18 protein-coding genes are annotated in these 17607 nt (G+C 69.2%); 16 read left to right on the top strand and 2 right to left on the bottom strand.

Features of this window, described 5'->3' with window-relative positions:
- The first annotated feature begins 313 nt into the window (after nt 1-313).
- The 16 genes from MANAM107_RS02025 to MANAM107_RS01960 all read left to right on the top strand — a co-directional run bounded on the left by MANAM107_RS02025 (nt 314) and on the right by MANAM107_RS01960 (nt 15553).
- On the top strand, nt 314-2131 hold the full coding sequence (locus MANAM107_RS02025) for a DUF7926 domain-containing protein (RefSeq protein ID WP_223910458.1): 1818 nt from the start codon (nt 314-316) through the stop codon (nt 2129-2131).
- Nucleotides 2132-2454: 323 nt separating this feature from the next.
- The gene (locus MANAM107_RS13020) at nt 2455-2586 is read left to right on the top strand and encodes a hypothetical protein (protein ID WP_263421913.1); all 132 of its coding nucleotides are present in this window, start codon (nt 2455-2457) and stop codon (nt 2584-2586) included.
- A 350-nt stretch (nt 2587-2936) separates the two neighbouring features.
- Nucleotides 2937-4265 carry a homoserine dehydrogenase gene (locus MANAM107_RS02020; protein WP_223910457.1) on the top strand — a complete coding sequence of 443 codons (1329 nt, stop codon included), beginning with the start codon at nt 2937-2939 and terminating at the stop codon, nt 4263-4265.
- Nucleotides 4266-4267: 2 nt separating this feature from the next.
- Nucleotides 4268-5167 (top strand): homoserine kinase, encoded by a 900-nt coding sequence (thrB, locus tag MANAM107_RS02015; protein ID WP_223910455.1) that lies wholly within the window; start codon nt 4268-4270, stop codon nt 5165-5167.
- 200 nt (nt 5168-5367) lie between these two features.
- On the top strand, nt 5368-6516 hold the full coding sequence (locus MANAM107_RS02010) for a CE1758 family FMN-dependent luciferase-like monooxygenase (protein WP_223910453.1): 1149 nt from the start codon (nt 5368-5370) through the stop codon (nt 6514-6516).
- A gap of 154 nt (nt 6517-6670) precedes the next feature.
- Complete coding sequence (locus MANAM107_RS02005; RefSeq protein ID WP_223912742.1) at nt 6671-7366, top strand: CE1759 family FMN reductase; 696 nt, start codon at nt 6671-6673, stop codon at nt 7364-7366.
- 495 nt (nt 7367-7861) lie between these two features.
- Nucleotides 7862-9949, top strand: coding sequence for a transcription termination factor Rho (gene rho, locus MANAM107_RS02000; protein ID WP_223910450.1), 2088 nt, complete (start codon nt 7862-7864; stop codon nt 9947-9949).
- Nucleotides 9950-10308: 359 nt separating this feature from the next.
- Nucleotides 10309-10521, top strand: coding sequence for a 50S ribosomal protein L31 (rpmE, locus tag MANAM107_RS01995; protein ID WP_223910446.1), 213 nt, complete (start codon nt 10309-10311; stop codon nt 10519-10521).
- A gap of 172 nt (nt 10522-10693) precedes the next feature.
- Nucleotides 10694-11779: a peptide chain release factor 1 gene (gene prfA / locus MANAM107_RS01990; protein WP_223910443.1), complete on the top strand. Its 1086-nt coding sequence runs from the start codon at nt 10694-10696 to the stop codon at nt 11777-11779.
- A gap of 116 nt (nt 11780-11895) precedes the next feature.
- A complete protein-coding gene (locus MANAM107_RS01985) occupies nt 11896-12867 on the top strand; it encodes a N5-glutamine methyltransferase family protein (RefSeq protein WP_223912738.1) in 972 nt (323 codons plus the stop codon).
- Nucleotides 12868-12890: 23 nt separating this feature from the next.
- Complete coding sequence (locus MANAM107_RS01980; RefSeq protein WP_223910441.1) at nt 12891-13367, top strand: helix-turn-helix domain-containing protein; 477 nt, start codon at nt 12891-12893, stop codon at nt 13365-13367.
- A complete protein-coding gene (locus MANAM107_RS01975; RefSeq protein ID WP_223910437.1) occupies nt 13364-13834 on the top strand; it encodes a hypothetical protein in 471 nt (156 codons plus the stop codon). Before MANAM107_RS01980 ends, MANAM107_RS01975 begins: the two co-directional genes overlap by 4 nt.
- Nucleotides 13835-14082: 248 nt before the next feature.
- Nucleotides 14083-14379, top strand: a complete 297-nt coding sequence (locus tag MANAM107_RS01970; RefSeq protein WP_223910435.1) for a COG3415 family protein — start codon at nt 14083-14085, stop codon at nt 14377-14379.
- 45 nt (nt 14380-14424) lie between these two features.
- Nucleotides 14425-14511 carry a hypothetical protein gene (locus MANAM107_RS13195; protein ID WP_373314080.1) on the top strand — a complete coding sequence of 29 codons (87 nt, stop codon included), beginning with the start codon at nt 14425-14427 and terminating at the stop codon, nt 14509-14511.
- A 231-nt stretch (nt 14512-14742) separates the two neighbouring features.
- Complete coding sequence (locus MANAM107_RS01965) at nt 14743-15165, top strand: IS3 family transposase (RefSeq protein WP_223910433.1); 423 nt, start codon at nt 14743-14745, stop codon at nt 15163-15165.
- Nucleotides 15074-15553, top strand: a complete 480-nt coding sequence (locus tag MANAM107_RS01960) for an IS3 family transposase (RefSeq protein WP_223912735.1) — start codon at nt 15074-15076, stop codon at nt 15551-15553. Before MANAM107_RS01965 ends, MANAM107_RS01960 begins: the two co-directional genes overlap by 92 nt.
- A 189-nt stretch (nt 15554-15742) precedes the next feature.
- On the opposite strand, the gene MANAM107_RS01955 is transcribed toward MANAM107_RS01960, so the two are convergent.
- Complete coding sequence (locus tag MANAM107_RS01955; RefSeq protein WP_223910431.1) at nt 15743-16237, bottom strand: DUF4411 family protein; 495 nt, start codon at nt 16235-16237, stop codon at nt 15743-15745.
- Nucleotides 16234-17397: an ImmA/IrrE family metallo-endopeptidase gene (locus MANAM107_RS01950; protein ID WP_223910427.1), complete on the bottom strand. Its 1164-nt coding sequence runs from the start codon at nt 17395-17397 to the stop codon at nt 16234-16236. Before MANAM107_RS01950 ends, MANAM107_RS01955 begins: the two co-directional genes overlap by 4 nt.
- Nucleotides 17398-17607: the final 210 nt, after the last annotated feature.

Raw genomic sequence — 17607 nt, 5'->3', positions numbered from 1 at the left:
CCCGAGGACGGCGGATGCGCAGGTCATGAGGCCCCGGCAGGCTCGTGGGTGGTCGAGTTCTTCTGCCGTCGGCGGCCCCCGTCAACCCCAGGAACCTGAGAGTTGACGGGGAACTTCCCTTAGTGCCTGCTATGGGACTGTGAGATATCGCCCGTCTGGCTGATGTGCTATGCGGATCGTGCGGTTTGTGACAGAGTGGTCACGAAGGTCACGGAGTGATAAGGAATAGCCGCCGTCCTGAGACGTGCCGGTGCTCCGTGAATGGGACGAGCCCGGCCTTCGACATCGACGACGTCCAGAACTCGGAGATCCCATGAACACAGTGCCAACGGGTGCCGTGTCCCGTCCGGCCCTCACCCGAGGGGCTGCTGCGGGACTGGCTGCCCTCCTCACTCTGCTCCTGGCCGCGATCAGCCCCCTGGCCTCGACGGCTCACGCCGCTGAGAACCCGGGCATCACCGTCACCAACATGTCGCTCACGCGCGTCGACGGCAGCAATGCGGACCAGGAGGGCAACCTCAACTACTACGACAACGCCCGTCTGAGCTTCGACTGGGATGCCAGCGGGACCACCCTGAAGCCCGGCGACTCCTTCACCATCGACCTGGGCACCTACTTCGAGAACCTCCAGGTTCCCTCCAGCCTGCCCATGACGGTGGATCACAACGGCGCTGACACGCAGGTGGGCACCTGCGATCTGACCGCCAAGGAGATCACCTGCACCTTCAACGACAAGGTGACCGAGCTCCAGCAGGCCGGCTTCCACAACTTCAAGGGCAACGGCTCGGCGCTGCTGGCCATCACCCAGACGACCACCTCGCAGACCGCCGACATCACCGCCAACGGCACCACCCAGGTGGACCTGCCCGGCCCTGGCGGCGGCATCAGGGGCCCTGAGAACTCCCCGTGGCAGCTCTACAAGTGGTCCTCCAGCTTCTACAACAACTACTCCGAGCTGACCTGGGGTGTGAACTTCGGCGCCAACGAGACCACCGGCACCAAGCTCGGCACCACCTTCGACGGCAGCCGTCAGACCATCACCTTCACCGACACCCTCGGCGAGGGGATGAGCTTCAACCAGGACCTCACCCGCTGGGTCCTCAACCTGCGGCCCGACGGCCAGCAGAATGTGAGGCTGACCGACGCCTCCGGTGCCGACGCCACCACCGAGCACGGCGACTTCGACGTCAAGGCCTCCGTGGGCAGTGACGGGCGCACCGCCACCCTGGAGGTCACCGGCCCCTTCAAGGCGGACACCAACTTCACCCTGGAGTACCCGGTGACCTTCGCGGGCGGCCAGGCCACCCCCGGCAGCACCTACAGCAACACGGTGACGATGAACGGCACCGACCTGTCCAGCACGCAGGAGCAGACCTACGTGCAGTACTTCGACATCAATGTCGAGATGGAGCGCGGCTTCGGCTCCTTCGAGGTCGCCAAGAGCGTCGAGGGCGACTCCGCCGGTGCCACGCAGGGCGCCTCCTTCGTCGTCGACGTCGCCTACGAGCTGCCCGCCGCGGCGAGCTCCTACTCGAACTGGGCCGCACCCGAGGGCCGCAAGCCCCAGGGAGAGGACCGCACCGGCACCACCAGCCTCACCGTCAAGGCCGGCGAGGTCACCCAGTTCGACGGCACCTTCCCCGTGGGCACCAAGGTCACCCTCAGCGAGGACCTCTCCCAGTCGACCGCCCCCGAGGGCGCCTCCTGGAAGGACCCGGTGTTCACCATCGATGGCCAGCAGACCTCCACCTTCACCATTGGTGACCAGGTGCGCACCAAGGTCGAGCTGACCAACGCCGTCGTCTCCGGGCCGCCCGCCGCCCCGCCGACGCCGAGTACCCCGGCCACGCCGAGCGCGCCGGCCACACCGAGCACCCCGGCCGCCCCTCCGGCGACGAGCACCCCTGGTGCCCCCAACGCCCCGGAGAGCCCGGGGGCGCCCAGTGCCCCGGCCACCCCGGACCAGCCGGGCACACCGACGACGCCCACCGCTGTGCCGCCCACCGGCGGCACCCCCGGCGGTCCGCCCACCCTGGCGCGCACCGGTGCCAATGCCGCAGCACTCCTCGTGCTGGCCGGACTGGGCATGGGCGGTGGCGCCTTCATGCTGGCACGCCGTCGCAGCTCCTGAACCGCGGAGCCCCGGAGGCACGGCACCAGCGCCTCCCTGAGGCCGGGTGACGGGACCTGACCCGCCAGCCGTCCTCGGAACCCTGCGGTGCACCCAGTGGCCCGCCCCGATCATCGGGGCGGGCCACTGCGCTGGAACCGCAGTGCTGAGAGCACAGCCCTGAGGCCGCTGGAGGGCGAGCACGGCCCGGCGCCTCATCCGTGTCCCAGGGTTGTCCCCGAGGCGGGGCCGCGCGCCGATCCATCTGGAGGAGGAGGCCCGCGCGCTCAGTATCCTTCCCCGGAGGGTGACCGGTGCCACGCGCGCTTCTCTAGGCTCATGCCATGAGCGCAGCAACCTCCTCACTGGAAGAGCCGCCCCCGGTCTGGCACCGCTCCGGTGACCTGATCCTGGACGACGGCCTGCCCCTCAAGCAGATCCTCCTGCTCCTCGCCCGCCGGATCGTGCGGCTCTGACCGGTACTGAGCGGCATTGACCGGCATTGACCGGCACTGACCGCCGGCGCTTGCAGCCGATCGGCGCCCGCAGGCGGGGTGCCGCCCGAGAGCCGGCCCATGGGTCGGGCCGGTCGTCGCCCCCAGCGGTACTGCTCACCGGTGGAGGTCGGTGGATGCCGGCGGGTGGCGGTATCGGTGGACGCCTGGTTCGCCGCAGCCTGCCCGCCCCTTATGCTGGCGACAATGACGGCCCGCCCGTCCTGCCCAGCGCGCCCCGCCCCCATGGCGCTGCCGGGCCGGGCTCTTGCGGAACGGCCGCCAGCGCACAGCACGCATCCCGTATCCGCTCACAGCAAGGTGGTTCCGCCGTGGTCCAGCCCCAGTCCTCCGCTCCCAGCTCCCGCGCCCTGACCGTCGGCGTCCTGGGGGCGGGCACCGTCGGCACCCAGGTGATCCGGCTCCTGACCGAGCAGGCCGAGGAGTTCGCCGCCCGGTCCGGGGCGCTGCTGACCGTCACCGGCGTCGCCGTGCGCGATGTGGAGGCCCCCCGGGACCCTGCCGTGCCTCGTGAGCTGCTCACCGATGACGCCACCGCCGTGGCCACCGGCAACGACCTGGTCATCGAGCTCATCGGCGGGATCGAGCCGGCTCGCACCCTCATCCTGGCCGCCTTCAAGGCCGGGGCCAGCGTCATCACCGGCAACAAGGCGCTCATCGCCGCCCACGGCCCCGAGCTGTATGCCGCAGCAGCGGCTGCCGGCACGGATTTCTACTATGAGGCCGCCGTGGCCGGGGCCATCCCGGTGGTCTACGCCCTGCGCGAGTCCATGGCGGGTGACCGGGTCACCAGCGTCCTGGGCATCGTCAACGGCACCACCAACTACATCCTCGATGAGATGAGCACCAAGGGCCTGTCCTTCGAGCGCGCCCTGGCCGCCGCCCAGGAGCTGGGCTACGCCGAGGCGGACCCGACCGCCGACGTCGAGGGCCTGGACGCCGCGGCGAAGGCCGCCATCATCGCCTCCCTGGCCTTCCACACCCGTGTGGGCCTCGACGACGTCACCGTCGAGGGCATCCGCGAGATCACCTCCCAGGACATCCGCGAGGCCCACGCCTCGGGATGCGAGCTCAAGCTCCTGGCCATCGCCCAGCGGTGCCGCCCCGAGGCCGGGGCGGCCGAGGGCATCTCCGTGCGCGTCCACCCCGCCCTCGTGCCCACCGACCACCCCCTGGCCAGTGTCCACGGCGCCTTCAACGCCGTCCTGGTCGAGGCCGAGTCCGCCGGTCGCCTCATGTTCTACGGGCAGGGCGCCGGAGGCGCGCCCACCGCCTCGGCCGTCCTGTCCGACGTCGTCGCCGCGGCCGCCCACCGCGTCCACGGCGGTCAGGCGCCGCGCGAGTCCACCTACGCCGCCCTGCCCATCCTGGGCCCCGGGGCTGCCGTGACCCGCTACCAGATCCAGCTGCTCGTCGACGACGCCCCGGGCTCCCTGGCAGCCATGGCCGGGGTCTTCGCCGATCATGCGGTCTCCATCAACTCGGTGCGCCAGAGCGCCTACGTCTCCCAGGAGCAGGCGGTCGTCACCATCGTCACGCACCCCGCGCCCGTGTCGCGCCTCGACGCCGCCGTGGAGGGGCTGGGCGCCTGCGAGCGTGTCCTGGAGGTCGTCTCCATCCGTCGGGTCGAGGGCGAGTGAGCATGAGACTGATCCATGAGCGCGCCGCCGTGCGCGTGCCGGCCACCACCGCCAACATGGGGCCGGGCTTCGACTCCTTCGGCATGGCCTTCCGCTTCTACGACGAGGTCGAGGCGCGCCCCATCACCGGTGTCACCCGGGTGGAGGTCGCCGGCGTGGGGGCGGGCAGTGTGCCCACCGGCGAGGAGAACCTCGTGGTGCGCGCCCTGCGCGCCGGTCTGGACGCGGTGGGCGCCCCTCAGGCCGGCTTCGAGATGCGCTGCACCAACCGCATCCCCCACGGGGGAGGCATGGGCTCCTCGGCCAGCGCCGCCGTGGCCGGGCTCATGCTGGCGCGCGGGCTCATCTCCGAGCCCGAGGCCCTGGGCGACGAGCTCGTCTTCGCCCTGGCCACCGAGTTCGAGGGCCACCCCGACAACGTTGCGCCCGCGGTCTTCGGCGGGGCGACCGTGGCCTGGACGCAGGCCGATGGCCTGCCGCGCATGGCCCCCATGCCCGTGGACAGCGCACTGCCCGTCAGCCTGCTCATCCCGCCGTCGAGCACGCGCCTGTCCACCGAGGAGGCGCGCCGGGTCCTGCCCGTCTCCGTGCCGCGGGCCGACGCCCTGTTCAACACCTCGCGGGCGGCGGTGCTCATGCTGGCCCTGGCCGGGAGGCCCGACCTGCTCATGGCCGGCACCGAGGACCGCCTCCACCAGGAGTACCGGCGCAATGTGCTGCCCGCCTCCATGGCGGTGATGGACTCTCTGCGCGACAAGGGCTACCCCGCCGTCATCTCCGGGGCCGGGCCCACGGTCCTCGTGCTCTCAGCCCTGGAGGAGGACACCCGCGCCACCCTGACCCACCACGGGTGGACCGTGCTCGTGCCGGGTATCGACACCCACGGTGCGGTCCTGAGCTGAGGGATCCGGCCCCGGGGCGCCGTCCGGTGCGCTCCGCCGTCGGCGGTGCCTGAGGCAGGCGCGCAGGCGGACTCCCGACCGAGCATGCGCATGTGAGGGGGGACTCATCCCCGGGTAGTTTACTATTCAACCAAATTGAGTCTAGAGTCGTGCCATCAGGACAGGCCACCACCGACCCTCCGTAGAAAGGCGGCACTGACATGCAATTCGGAATCTTCACCGTCGGGGACGTCACCACCGACCCGGCCACCGGCAAGGCCCTCTCCGAGCGCGAGCGCATCAAGAGCACCGTGGAGATGGCGGTGCTCAGCGAGCAGGTCGGCCTCGACTTCTTCGCCACCGGCGAGCACCACAACCCGCCCTTCGTGCCCTCCAGCCCCGTGGCGCTCCTGGCCAGCATCGCGGCTCGCACCGAGACGCTGCTGCTGAGCACCGCCACCACCCTCATCACCACCAACGACCCGGTGCGCATCGCCGAGGAGTACGCCTACCTCCAGCACCTGGCCGACGGGCGGGTCGACCTCATGATGGGCCGCGGCAACACCGGCCCGGTCTACCCCTGGTTCGGCAAGGACATCCGCAAGGGCATCTCCCTGGCCGTGGAGAACTACGACCTCGTGCGCAGGCTGTGGGCCGAGACGAACGTGGACTGGGAGGGCGAGTTCCGCACGCCCCTGACCGATTTCACCTCCATGCCCCGCCCGCTCGACGGCGTCGCCCCCTTCGTGTGGCACGGCTCCATCCGCTCCCCCCAGATCGCCGAGCAGGCCGCCTACTACGGCGACGGCTTCTTCCACAACAACATCTTCTGGCCCGTGGAGCACACCGCCAAGATGGTCCGGCTCTACCGCGAGCGCTATGCGCACTACGGTCACGGCAGCCCCGAGCAGGCGATCGTGGGCCTGGGCGGGCAGTTCTTCGCCGCCAAGACCCACGACGAGGCGGTGCGCAAGTACCTGCCCTACTTCCGCAACAGCTACGTCTACCAGGGCGCCAGCCTGGAGGAGATGACCGCCCACACCCCGCTGGCCGTGGGCACCCCCGAGCAGATCGTCGAGAAGTACCTGACCTACCGCGACGCCGTGGGCGACTACCAGCGCCAGGCCTTCAACGTCGACATGGGCGGGGTCCCGCACGCCGAGGTCATGCGCCAGATCGAGATCCTGGGCACCGAGATCGTCCCGGCCCTGCGCGCCGAGCTGGAGGGCTCCAAGCCCGCCGAGGTCCCCGAGGCGCCCCTCCACCCCCGCCACCGCGCGATCCTGGAGGGCGCCGAGCCCCCGGCGGACAAGCCCTTCTCCATGACCGACGACTTCGACCCGCTCACGGGCAGGAAGGTGAGGATCTGACATGTCGAACACCGCACAGGGGCCCGGCGCCCCCCGGTCCGGCCAGGGCGCCGCGGCGCCCGGATACGCCCCCGAGCGCCAGGAGGTCGAGGCGGCCCGACTGGCCGGGCGGGCCGGCACCACCACCGCGCGGGCCGATGAGGCCGGCGGCCCGATGGTGGGGGAGTACGGGGACTTCGATGACGCCTACGACCACACCCAGATGGGCCGGATCGCCCGCCTGGTGGCCGTCCACGCGGGGATCAGCACGCCGTCGACCTCGGAGAGGCTGGCCGACCGCCTGGCCCAGGCCGCGCGCCGGGCCCTGGAGGCCGACTCCCGCCTGGCCTCGGTGGAGGTCATCTCCCTGCGCCCCATGGCCGGCGATATCGCGCTGGCCTCCGTGGGCGGACCGATGAGCGCAGAGCTGGACAAGGCCGTGGAGTCCCTGAGCCGGGCCGACGGCGCCATCCTGGTCTCCCCGGTCTTCCAGGGCTCCTACTCCGGACTGTTCAAGAGCTTCGTCGACGTCCTGCCCGAGGGCGCCCTCGAGGGGATGCCGGTGATCCTGGGGGCGACGGCGGGCACCGCGCGCCACTCCCTGGTCACCGAGTACGCCTTGCGCCCGCTGCTGACCCACCTCAAGGCGCGCCCCGCCACCCTGGCGGTCTTCGCCGCCAGCGAGGACTTCGGGGCGGCCTGGGCCTCCGAGGCGCCCGCGGCCCGCAGGGAGGCCCCGCTGGGGGCCAGGGTCGAGCGGGCCGGCAGTGAGCTGGCGCAGATGCTGCGCTGCCACAGCCGCCAGGAGCCCGTTGATGCCATGGCCGGCTTCACGCCCATGGACTCCCTGCTGCCGCGCCGCTCCCGCTAGGGGGCGGGGTGGGGCGCTGCTCCCGGCCCCGGGCATCGCCCCATGCCCCGGCGCTCCCCGGCGGGCAGCGGTGGCTCACGTGGATCGTGAAGGCCTGCGGTCGGTGGTGCGATGACGCCCAGCCCGCGTCCTGCCGCAGGCCTTCACCCACGTTCACCCACGTCCCGCCCTGTTCACCGTCTCCCGGGACGGGCATCCCACCTGCCCTGGGCCCGCGCCGTGCGCAGCGCCTGGGCCCGGCCCGGCGCGGACGGGCCGTGATGAGCACGATGGCGCGGGGGAGTTGCCCTGCGAGGGCATGGGGCTGCTAGGATGACGGCAATGGCCCTGCGTATCGCAGCGCCAGCCCGCACCCGTCGTCGGCAGGAGGCTCTGCCTCATGATGCACGACGTTGCGTGCACGACCCTCTGTGAGCGACTCCAACGGCTCCTCAGTGGTCTCCCTGTTGAACGCCAGGCCGCAGCGCGTGGCGCAACCACACCGTAAGGACACTCGTGACCGAGACCTCCAGCTCCCAGTCCTCGCTCTCCACGATGCGCCTGGCCGAGCTCCAGGCGCTTGCCGGGCAGATGGGCCTCAAGGGCACCTCCCGCATGCGCAAGAGCGAGCTTGTCGCCGCCATCCGCGAGGCGCGCGGCACCTCCACTCCCGCCACAGCTCCCACACCCGACCAGGCGCCCTCCGCCGAGCAGCCCACGGGCCAGGCCGCTCCCGCTGAGGAGAGTGCGCGCCCCCGCCGACGCCGGGCCCAGGCGGCCGCCGGCACCCCCGCGCGCGAGTCCGCCCCGGCCCTCGACCTGGGCATCGAGCTGCCCTCGCGCTCCCCGATCTTCCCGGACACCTCTGAGGAGTCCCGGGCCGAGCGCGCCGACGACGCCGAGGAGGCCCCCGGGCCCCGTCGTCGCCGCGGGCAGCGCGCCGACCGCACCGACCACGACCATGCCGGCTCCGACCGTGAGATCGACGAGTCCCGCGATGACCAGCCGCGCGAGTCCCGCCGTGGGCGCCGTCGCGCCCAGGCCGCCGCGGGCACGCCCGAGCGCAGTGACAGCCGCAGTGGCAGCGCTGAGCGGGGCGGGTCCTCCCGACGCGAGTCGAGCCCCGATGCCCCCGAGGACCACCTCGACGCCAAGGCCGCGCTCATGCGCGACCTGGCCGACGCCACCGGTACCGCCGCCGTCGAGCCCACCGAGCGATCGCGCCGCAACCGCGAGGAGGACGATGGCTACGACGAGGGCCGCGGCGGGCGCCGTCGGCGGGGCCGCAAGCGCGGGCGCGACCGCTTCGAGCGCGAGGGCCGCGACACTCAGGGCCGTGAGGCGGGCGAGTCCGGCGGGCGCCAGGGCCGGGGCCAGCCGCGCGAGGAGGAGGTCCTGCTGCCCGTGGCCGGCATCCTCGACGTCACCGACCAGCAGCACGCCTACCTGCGCACCTCCGGCTACCTGCCCGGCCCCAAGGACGTCTACGTCTCGGGCCACCTCATCAAGGACAACGGGCTGCGGGCCGGCGACGCCGTCACCGGCTGGGTGCGCGAGGGCGGGGAGACCACCAGCCCCGGCGCCCAGGGCCGGGGCAACCGGCGCCAGAACCGTGCGGGGCGCGTGAAGTACAACCCTCTGGTGAGCGTGGAGACCATCAACGGGATGGACGCCGAGCGCTCCAAGCGCCGCCCCGAGTTCACCAAGCTCACCCCCCTCTACCCCCAGGAGCAGCTGCGCCTGGAGACCACGCCCAAGGCCCTGACCCCCCGCGTCATCGACCTGGTCTCGCCCATCGGCAAGGGCCAGCGCGGGCTCATCGTCTCCCCGCCCAAGGCCGGCAAGACGATCGTCCTGCAGCAGATCGCCAACGCCATCGCCATCAACAACCCCGAGGCCCACCTCATGGTCGTGCTCGTCGACGAGCGCCCCGAGGAGGTCACCGACATGCAGCGCACCGTCAAGGGCGAGGTCATCGCCTCGACCTTCGACCGCCCCGCCTCGGACCACACCACGGTGGCCGAGCTGGCCATCGAGCGGGCCAAGCGCCTGGTCGAGCTCGGCCAGGACGTCGTGGTCCTCCTGGACTCCATCACCCGCCTGGGGCGCGCCTACAACCTGGCGGCCCCCGCCTCGGGGCGCATCCTGTCCGGTGGTGTGGACGCCTCGGCCCTCTACCCGCCCAAGCGCTTCTTCGGTGCGGCCCGCAATGTGGAGAACGGCGGCAGCCTGACGATCCTGGCCACGGCCCTGGTGGAGACCGGCTCGAAGATGGATGAGGTCATCTTCGAGGAGTTCAAGGGCACCGGCAACATGGAGCTGCGCCTGTCCCGCCAGCTGGCGGACAAGCGCATCTTCCCGGCCGTGGATGTAGCGGCCTCGGGCACGCGCCGCGAGGAGCTGCTCATCGATCCCGCCCAGCTCAAGATCATGTGGCGCCTGCGCCGCCTCTTCGCGGGCCTGGAGCAGCAGCAGGCCCTCGAGCTGGTGCTGTCCAAGCTCAAGGACACCCAGTCCAATGCCGAGTTCCTCATGGTCATCTCCAAGACCACCCCGGCCGGCACCTCCCTGGCCGACGCCGACGACGAGGCCACCCCCGCCTGAGCGCGGGCGGGGTCCGGGCTTGGCCGCGGGGCGTGTCCTCGGGCAGTCCCTCGCGCCATCGGGCGCTGGGCGCCCTTGGTGCTCCCGCCGGACCCGGTGCCAGCCCTGCGGGCGCGCCCCGCAGCCCGGCTCCTGCGATGCCGGAAGCACGATGCGACTGCGGGTCGTCGCCTCGTGCGCTTCGTGGAGGCGCCTTGAGGGGCGCGGTCTCGCCCGGACCGTCAAGCGGCAGGGTGCCCGGGTTCACGGGCGCGAGCATTGTGCCTGGTGCGCCCACGTGGAAGAATCACCGATCGGCCTCCGGTTCACCCGTGCCGCCGCATGGGACCCGGACCCTCTGATCGCTTAAGGAGACACCGATGAAGCAGGGTATCCACCCCGACTACGTGGCCACCACGGTCACCTGCACCTGCGGCAACACCTTCGAGACCCGCTCCACCGTCACCGACGGTGAGATCCGCGTGGACGTGTGCTCGGCCTGCCACCCCTTCTACACCGGCAAGCAGAAGATCCTCGACACCGGTGGCCGCGTGGCCCGCTTCGAGGCCCGCTACGGCAAGCGCGGCAAGTAGCCCCGCCTCACGACGCCGACGGAGACTCCCCGCGAGTCGCCGTCGGCGTCGTCGTGCATCAGCGGCCCGCACCGGCCTTGTCGGCCCCGCAGACCCCGCAGATGGCGGCCCGGGGCACGGCAGCCCAGCGGCCGACCACCGATGACCAGCGCAGCATGAGGAAAGGTGAGCCGTGAGCGACTTCCAAGCAGCCGCCCCGCTCCTGGAGGAGTACGCGGCCATCGAGGCCGAGATGGCGGGCCCCGCGGCCTCGGACCCGGCGGCCATGCGCCGACTGGGGCGCCGTTACGCCGAGCTCGGGCGGGTGGTGGCCGCCTACCGCGCCTGGCAGGCCGCCAGCACCGACCTGGCCGACGCCGTCGAGCTGGCCGAGGAGGACGCGGAGTTCGCCGAGGAGCTCCCCGCACTGCGGCAGGCCGAGGCCGAGGCCGCCGAGCGCCTGCGCGAGGTGCTCGTGCCCCGCGACCCCGACGACGCCCGCGACGTCATCATCGAGGTCAAGGCGGGGGAGGGCGGGGAGGAGTCCGCCCTGTTCGCCTCCGACCTGGCCCGCATGTACACCCGCTACGCCGAGCGCCAGGGCTGGGCCGTGGAGGTCCTGGACGCCACCGACTCCGACCTGGGCGGGTACAAGGACATCCGCCTGGCCATCAAGACCCGCACGCCCGTCGAGCCCCAGGAGGGGGTGTGGGCGCACCTGAAGTACGAGGGCGGCGTCCACCGCGTCCAGCGCGTGCCCGTGACCGAGAGCCAGGGGCGCATCCACACCTCGGCCGCCGGGGTGCTGGTCATGCCCGAGGCCGACGATCCCGGCGAGCTGGAGATCGACGCCGCCGACCTGCGCGTGGACGTCTTCCGCTCCTCGGGGCCGGGCGGGCAGAGCGTCAACACCACCGACTCGGCGGTGCGCATCACCCACCTGCCCACCGGCATCGTGGTCTCCATGCAGAACGAGAAGTCCCAGCTGCAGAACAGGGAGGCGGCCATGCGGGTGCTGCGCGCCCGGCTGCTGGCCGAGCGGGCGGCGGCGGCCGCCGCCGAGGCCGCCGAGGCGCGCCGCAGCCAGGTGCGCACCGTGGACCGCTCCGAGCGGATCCGCACCTACAACTTCCCTGAGAACCGCATCGCCGACCACCGCACCGGCTTCAAGGCCTACAACCTCGACGCCGTGCTCGACGGCGACCTGGGGCCGGTCATCGCCTCGGCCATCGCCATGGATGAGGCCGAGCGCCTGGCGGCCGTCGGGGACCAGGGGTGAAAGACAGTCCTGAGGGCGGTCGGGCGGTGGACCCGCTCCTCGACTGGTCGCAGGCTCCTTTACGTCTTCGGAGCGGGTCCACCGCCCGACCGCTTGGCAGGCACGCCTTCCGCCGCCTGGTCCGAGAGGTCGGGCAGGCTTTGAGAGAGGCGGGAGTTGCCTCTCCTGAGAGCGATGCTCGGGTGCTGGCCGAGCATGTGGTGGGGGTGTCCCTCGTCATGTGCGAGGGGGCGAGTGCCGAGCAGGTGGAGACCTTGCTCGCGTTGGTGGAGCAGCGGTCCGCGCGCGTGCCGCTGCAGCACCTCACGGGGCGCATGTGGTTCCGGGGCCTGGAGATGGTGTGCCGGCCCGGGGTATTCATCGTCCGGCCCGAGACGGAGGTGGTGGCCGGCGCCGCGATCGACGCCGCGCGGGAGGCCGCCCGGGAGGGAGTGGGCCCGGGGGAGTGCACCGACGACGGGGCCGCGCGCCACCGGGAGGCGGACGGGGCCCCGATGCGGGCCGCCTCCGGTGCGGTCAGCGGGGAGGCGGCACTGGTGCGCGAGCCGCTCGTGGTGGACCTGTGCGCCGGTTCGGGGGCGATCGCCGCGGCGGTGGCCGCCGAGGTGCCGACAGCGCGGCTGATCGCTGTGGAGCTTGACGCCGCTGCTGCCGCCCTGGCCCGGGACAACTGTGAGCGCCTGGTGCCGGGCCGGGTGGAGGTCGTCCAGGCCGACGCCACCGCTCCCGGCACGCTGGCGCTGCAGGACGGGACGGTGGACGTCGTCGTCTCCAACCCGCCCTATGTGCCGGCGGGCGCGGTGGAGGATGCCGAGACTGAGCGGCATGACCCCGATCTGGCGCTCTACGGCGGGGGAGGAGATGGCCTGGAGCTGCCCCGGGCCGTGGTGGGGCGGGCCTCGGCGCTCCTGCGGCGGGGCGGCGTACTGGTCATGGAGCACGACCCGGGGCAGGGCGCTGCGCTGCGCGAGGCGGCGGCCTCGGCGGGCTTCCGCAGCGCCGTCACCGGCCGGGACCTCACCGGCCGCGACCGCTACCTGCGGGCGGTGCGCGGTGTGAGGACGCGGTCATCTGATCGCCCTTGTTAGCGGCGTTTCTATATGATGGGGTCGTGGCACGATTCCGAGTCGAGGACGCACCTGCTCTGGTGCGGGCAGTGCACATTGATGCGGGCTTGCAGGCTGAACTGGCTGGGCGTGCAGGGGTTGCGCAGCCAAGTATCGCCCAGATTGAGCGAGGGCGCCGAACGGTGTCTCCGGAGATGCTGGGGCACATTCTCGAGGTTGCGGACTACCGCCCATTACTTGCACTTAAGGTGCTTGCGGAGAGGATTCGTGAAATAGCTGGCATCCATGGCTTGGAGAATCTCAGAGTGTTTGGGCCTGCTCTGACTGGATCTGACGGCTATCGCAGTGATATTGGTCCCTTCTTCACCCCGCACGAGGGTGTGGATCTTTTTGATGCTGCACTGTTCTCGCAGGAGGCCGAGGAATTGACTCGCTTTAGTGGTGACGCGGTCTCAGGAAGGTCTACGACAGCGCAGAGAGGCGTGCTGGCCGATCCTCTATATGAGGATGTTGCCTTATGAAAAAACCTAAAGGGCCCCGCATTCTACTCTTTAGAAAAACTGATGGAAGCGTCGACAAGCGCATCTTCATGAGAATGTATGGGCCTGTCATTCTCGCGATTGCGGCGATGGCTTCGGTGGTCTTGTTCATCTTTTACTCCACCGTTATATATGACTCTCGTAAGGATATTCCACAGGCTCCATTCCTTCATGACAGATATCTCTTGCACAATCCTAAGGATATCACTTCGGAGGTATGTGGCAGTACTCTTCCTTGCAGGTGGGCATCTACGTCAGATGAAGCCACCGTTATGATGTTCGAGTCCAAGGATGATGCGAAGGAGGCTGCCAGCACTCTTCCTGACGCTCGGCGGTCTAATTGGATTGTCGTCAGCTTCCACTCCAATCAGCTTAGCCAGCAGGAAAAAGCGGAATTCATGAAATGGGTAAACGGAATCTGGCATTCCGATGATGCATGGTTTGATTAATGGTGCGGTGTGACTGAAGACCGACTGATGGTCGATGGTGAAACGGTGCTCACGAGAGTATGAGTGGATGCCGTGGCGTGTTGGGCGTTTTTCAGACTGGGGTTGTTATGTGGGTCAGGCTGCTTTCTGGTGCCCCAGGAGTTGGCGTTCGACCTCGTTGGGTGTGCGGTATGGCTGGCTTTAAACAAAACCGTATTCCGGCGCGTTCTTGGGTGGAGTTTAGTGCGGGCGCGGTATAGAATGGGTGCATGAGGGTTGATGTGACATCGGAAGAGCGCGAGGTCCTTTTGAGGTGGAAGAAGCGCAATGACATGCTCATTCTCGTGAGGTTGAAATCCGAGGCGGTTCTCTACGCCTCCCGCGGTGTTGATACGGGCATCATCTCTGAGATGGTCGACCGCACCGCGAGGACCGTGAGGGAGTGGCTCTCGGATTGGCGGCGCTCCAGGCTGTGCTCGGTGGTCAGCGGTCATGCCGGCAATGGACTGCCTGGCGTTTCTCGGACAGTGGGAGAAAATGTTGTCCCGTTTGATCCGATAGGATAGAGAGCATGTCGAGAGGGAAGTGACTGCGAGGAGTTCAAGGCACAGGTGGTGCGCGAGGTGATCGAGAAGGACCGCACGATCGCATCAGTGGCGTCCTCCTATGGCCTAGTGGCCCAGACAGTAGGAAACTGAGTCGCCAGGTATCGAGAAGAGCACGCCAGCGATGACGATAAGCAGGCCGCCGCCGAGTCCGCAGAGATCGCAAGACTCAAAAAGGAAGTAAGAGAGCTCCGCCAGGAGAACGATTTCTTAAAAAAGCGGCAGCCTTCCTCAGTCCAAGGAGCGTCCCTGAGCGATAAGTACGGACTCATTCGCAGCGAGGAAGGTAACTATCCCGTCTGGTCCATGTGACGGTGGCTGGGGGTGTCGAAATCCGGCTACTACTCCTGGAAGTGCCGCAAGGACTCCAAGACCGCATCTCGCAGGAAGGAGCTGGCCGAGTTGATACGCGCCGAGTTCGAGGCCTCCAATGGCGTCTACGGGTATCGGCGGATCACCGCCTCCCTGGCCCGCAAAGGCATCAGCGCAGACCCCGATACGGTGCGCCGCATCATGAGTTCTCTTGGCCTGCAAGCGGCGCAACCGTGCCGAAAGGTCCGCACCACCACCCCGGCCGCAGATGTGAGCTCCAGGCTCGATCTGGTGGAGCGGGACTACCGCCGCAAGCAGCCCAGGGCTCAAGTGGGTAGGCGACATCACCTACATCCGCACCTGGGCGGGATTCGTCTACCTGGCCACCGCTGGGGACTGCGCCACCAAGAAAGTCGTGGGGTATGCGATGGCTGATCATATGCGCGCCTCCCTGGTGTGCGAGGCTGTCGATATGGCGGTGCGTAACTGCCCCATCGTCAAGGGCGAGACGATCTTCCACTCCGATCGAGGCTCGCAGTACACCTCCGAGCAGTTCTCGGCGCATTTGGTCAAGCACGGCATTCGTGCCTCGGTGGAACGAACCGGGGTATGCTGGGATAACGCCTGGGCAGGGTCCTTCAATGCCACACTGAAGAACGAGAGGGCGCATCGCATGGTCTACCCCACCAAGACCAAGGCCATGAACGATGTTGCCTCATGGATAGAACTGACCTACAATCACACCCGGCTGCACTCCGCGCTGGGATACCGAACCCCCAACGAGGTCGAGCAAGAACTACGGACCCACAGCCAAGCAGCCTGAAAAACCGAAAATAACCCCAGTCCGAAAAACACCCAGCAGTCCAGTTGACAGCCTTGGGGAATCCGTTGTGGTGCTCCCCGGGGGTCCAGTTCTGCACCGCTTGGCGCGTGACTCCCAGGCGGGCCGCGATCTCGGGGCGGGTGACCAGGTCGGGGACGAGGCGGATACGGCGCAGCCGGTGGGACCTCCTCACTGAGGAGCGAGGGCGAGTCGGGCGCCGCAGGTATGCATCATGGTGAACGTGCTGCACCAGGAGACATTCATCGCGTCGCAGGCGTCGGGGATCTTGACCCGCTTTCGGCTTCCCGAGCCGGCGACCTCGTGAGTGACGACGGTTAATCCGTAGGCTGCGGCATGTGCGACCAGGAGGAAGTCGGCGTTGGACGCCGTGAACGCATTCAAGGCGGCAGGCGTGAAGTGCTGTTGATGCGCCCACTGGATGAGAGGCGGGAACCGGGCGATCGTCCGCTGATCAGGGGAGACGAAGAACCCCTTGTGACTCCTCGCCCAGTCTGAGAGCTCGTCCTCGCCGGCGACCAGCTCCCGGTGAACCGCGTCAATGCTGCACGCCTTCCCTGATGCCTCGACGCACTCGAGCCAATCCCAGAACCCTGGCGCCAGGTCGAAGGCATAGTATGAGTTCTTGGCCTGAATGAAGACGTTGGCGTCGAGGAGGTAGGTCATGCTGCGACTGCCGTCTCTCCCAAACGGGCGAAGGTCTGGTGGCTCTGAGTTCCTAGAAGTCGATAAGCGTCCCGGTAGAGGGTATGGCCCTCGTGCGCACTGGAGACGACTGCCTGGATGAAGGGGAGTCCGAGCCGGTACCGCTGAGTCTTATAGAACTCCCCACCCGACGAGGTAGTGCTGCGCCGTTCCTCCAGGAGCTGCTCGCTCCGCTCCCGCTCGCGCTCCAGCAGCGCCTGGAACCGATCAGGAGTGAGAAGACTGTGGTCGCGAAGGCAGCAGAGAAGCACCTGGGCGCTGATGCCGTAGGACTCCGCATGCCTCCGCAAGGCATCGGAATCCTCCAAGAGCTCAAGCGCGCCATCGCGTGCGGCCTGGGGAACGAGGACCTCCGCGGCAACCCGGTTGCACCACCGCTCGGCAGCAGGTGCCTGCTCGGCGAACGGGGTCGCATCGGATAGGGCGGATCCCCCGAGCCACAGGTGGGCCAGCTCGTGAACCAGGGTGAAGACCTGTGCGGTCTTCGCGTCGGCGCCATTGATGAAGATCAGCGGGGCGAGGTCGTCGGTGAGGGTGAAGCCGCGGAACTCCCGCACGTCGAGGGGTCGGTTTCCATTATTGCCGACGATGCCGCTGACCATGACCAGGACCCCCAACTCCTCCAGCCTCTCAACCAGCGCTCTGCGAGCACTGCTGGCATTCTTGAAGCCCCGGGCGCGCAGAGCGCTGATCTGCAGGGACTCACTGATCCTGCGCGCCGCATCGGTGACGGGCGTTGCCGTTGTCAACGAGCCGATGAATGCGGGCCCCGCTCCACGGCTCGCCGCCACGTAGTCCCGGTACCAGTCCTGGCGGAGCTGGCAGGTGTAGATGGTGTCGAGAAGGTTGGCGGAGGGCTCTCGGAGTGCCTGATCGCCGAGCGTTCGCATATCCGGGATGGGGATCTCCTCGACGGGCGGCTCGGGCAGGAACAGCGTGTCCAGACCGACGTGAGTGGCCTTCGCGAAAGCCTCGAGCTGCTTGAGGGTGGGCTTCCTCGTGCCCTCGAGCCACTGGGGGAGCTTGTTCCGAAAGCCTTGGGGGATATCGCGCGACTCCCACCCGGCTCGTCGGGCCGCCCACCGCAGGAGGTCGGGCTCCACATCGACCCTGATGGTCATGGCTGCCCTCCTTCATGCCCGTGCATGCGCAGCACAGGTGCTTCACTGCCTGGCATTCAGCGTAGCAGGGGGATCGGGCGCCCTCGGGGAGCTCTGCGAGCTCCGGTGACTTGTCCCCGTGGGCTGCAGGCTCCCGCGTCATCACGCCAGAGCGTGAGGGCCCTGCCCTCATCGGCTCCTACGCTCACCGCGCCGAGGTGCGCGGCGTTG

Origin of the sequence: Actinomyces capricornis, assembly GCF_019974135.1 — a bacterium.
GTDB classification, from domain to species: domain Bacteria; phylum Actinomycetota; class Actinomycetes; order Actinomycetales; family Actinomycetaceae; genus Actinomyces; species Actinomyces capricornis.
This window is presented reverse-complemented; position numbering and strand designations above follow the sequence as displayed.

What these genes read in the sequence shown, in the direction of transcription:
- MANAM107_RS02025 (WP_223910458.1), top strand. Translation starts at nt 314, where the DNA reads ATGAACACAGTGCCAACGGGTGCCGTGTCCCGTCCGGCCCTCACCCGA.
- MANAM107_RS13020 (WP_263421913.1), top strand. Translation starts at nt 2,455, where the DNA reads ATGAGCGCAGCAACCTCCTCACTGGAAGAGCCGCCCCCGGTCTGGCAC.
- thrB (WP_223910455.1), top strand. Translation starts at nt 4,268, where the DNA reads ATGAGACTGATCCATGAGCGCGCCGCCGTGCGCGTGCCGGCCACCACC.
- MANAM107_RS02010 (WP_223910453.1), top strand. Translation starts at nt 5,368, where the DNA reads ATGCAATTCGGAATCTTCACCGTCGGGGACGTCACCACCGACCCGGCC.
- MANAM107_RS02005 (WP_223912742.1), top strand. Translation starts at nt 6,671, where the DNA reads ATGGTGGGGGAGTACGGGGACTTCGATGACGCCTACGACCACACCCAG.
- rpmE (WP_223910446.1), top strand. Translation starts at nt 10,309, where the DNA reads ATGAAGCAGGGTATCCACCCCGACTACGTGGCCACCACGGTCACCTGC.
- MANAM107_RS01975 (WP_223910437.1), top strand. Translation starts at nt 13,364, where the DNA reads ATGAAAAAACCTAAAGGGCCCCGCATTCTACTCTTTAGAAAAACTGAT.
- MANAM107_RS01970 (WP_223910435.1), top strand. Translation starts at nt 14,083, where the DNA reads ATGAGGGTTGATGTGACATCGGAAGAGCGCGAGGTCCTTTTGAGGTGG.
- MANAM107_RS01955 (WP_223910431.1), bottom strand. Translation starts at nt 16,237, where the DNA reads ATGACCTACCTCCTCGACGCCAACGTCTTCATTCAGGCCAAGAACTCA.
- MANAM107_RS01950 (WP_223910427.1), bottom strand. Translation starts at nt 17,397, where the DNA reads ATGACCATCAGGGTCGATGTGGAGCCCGACCTCCTGCGGTGGGCGGCC.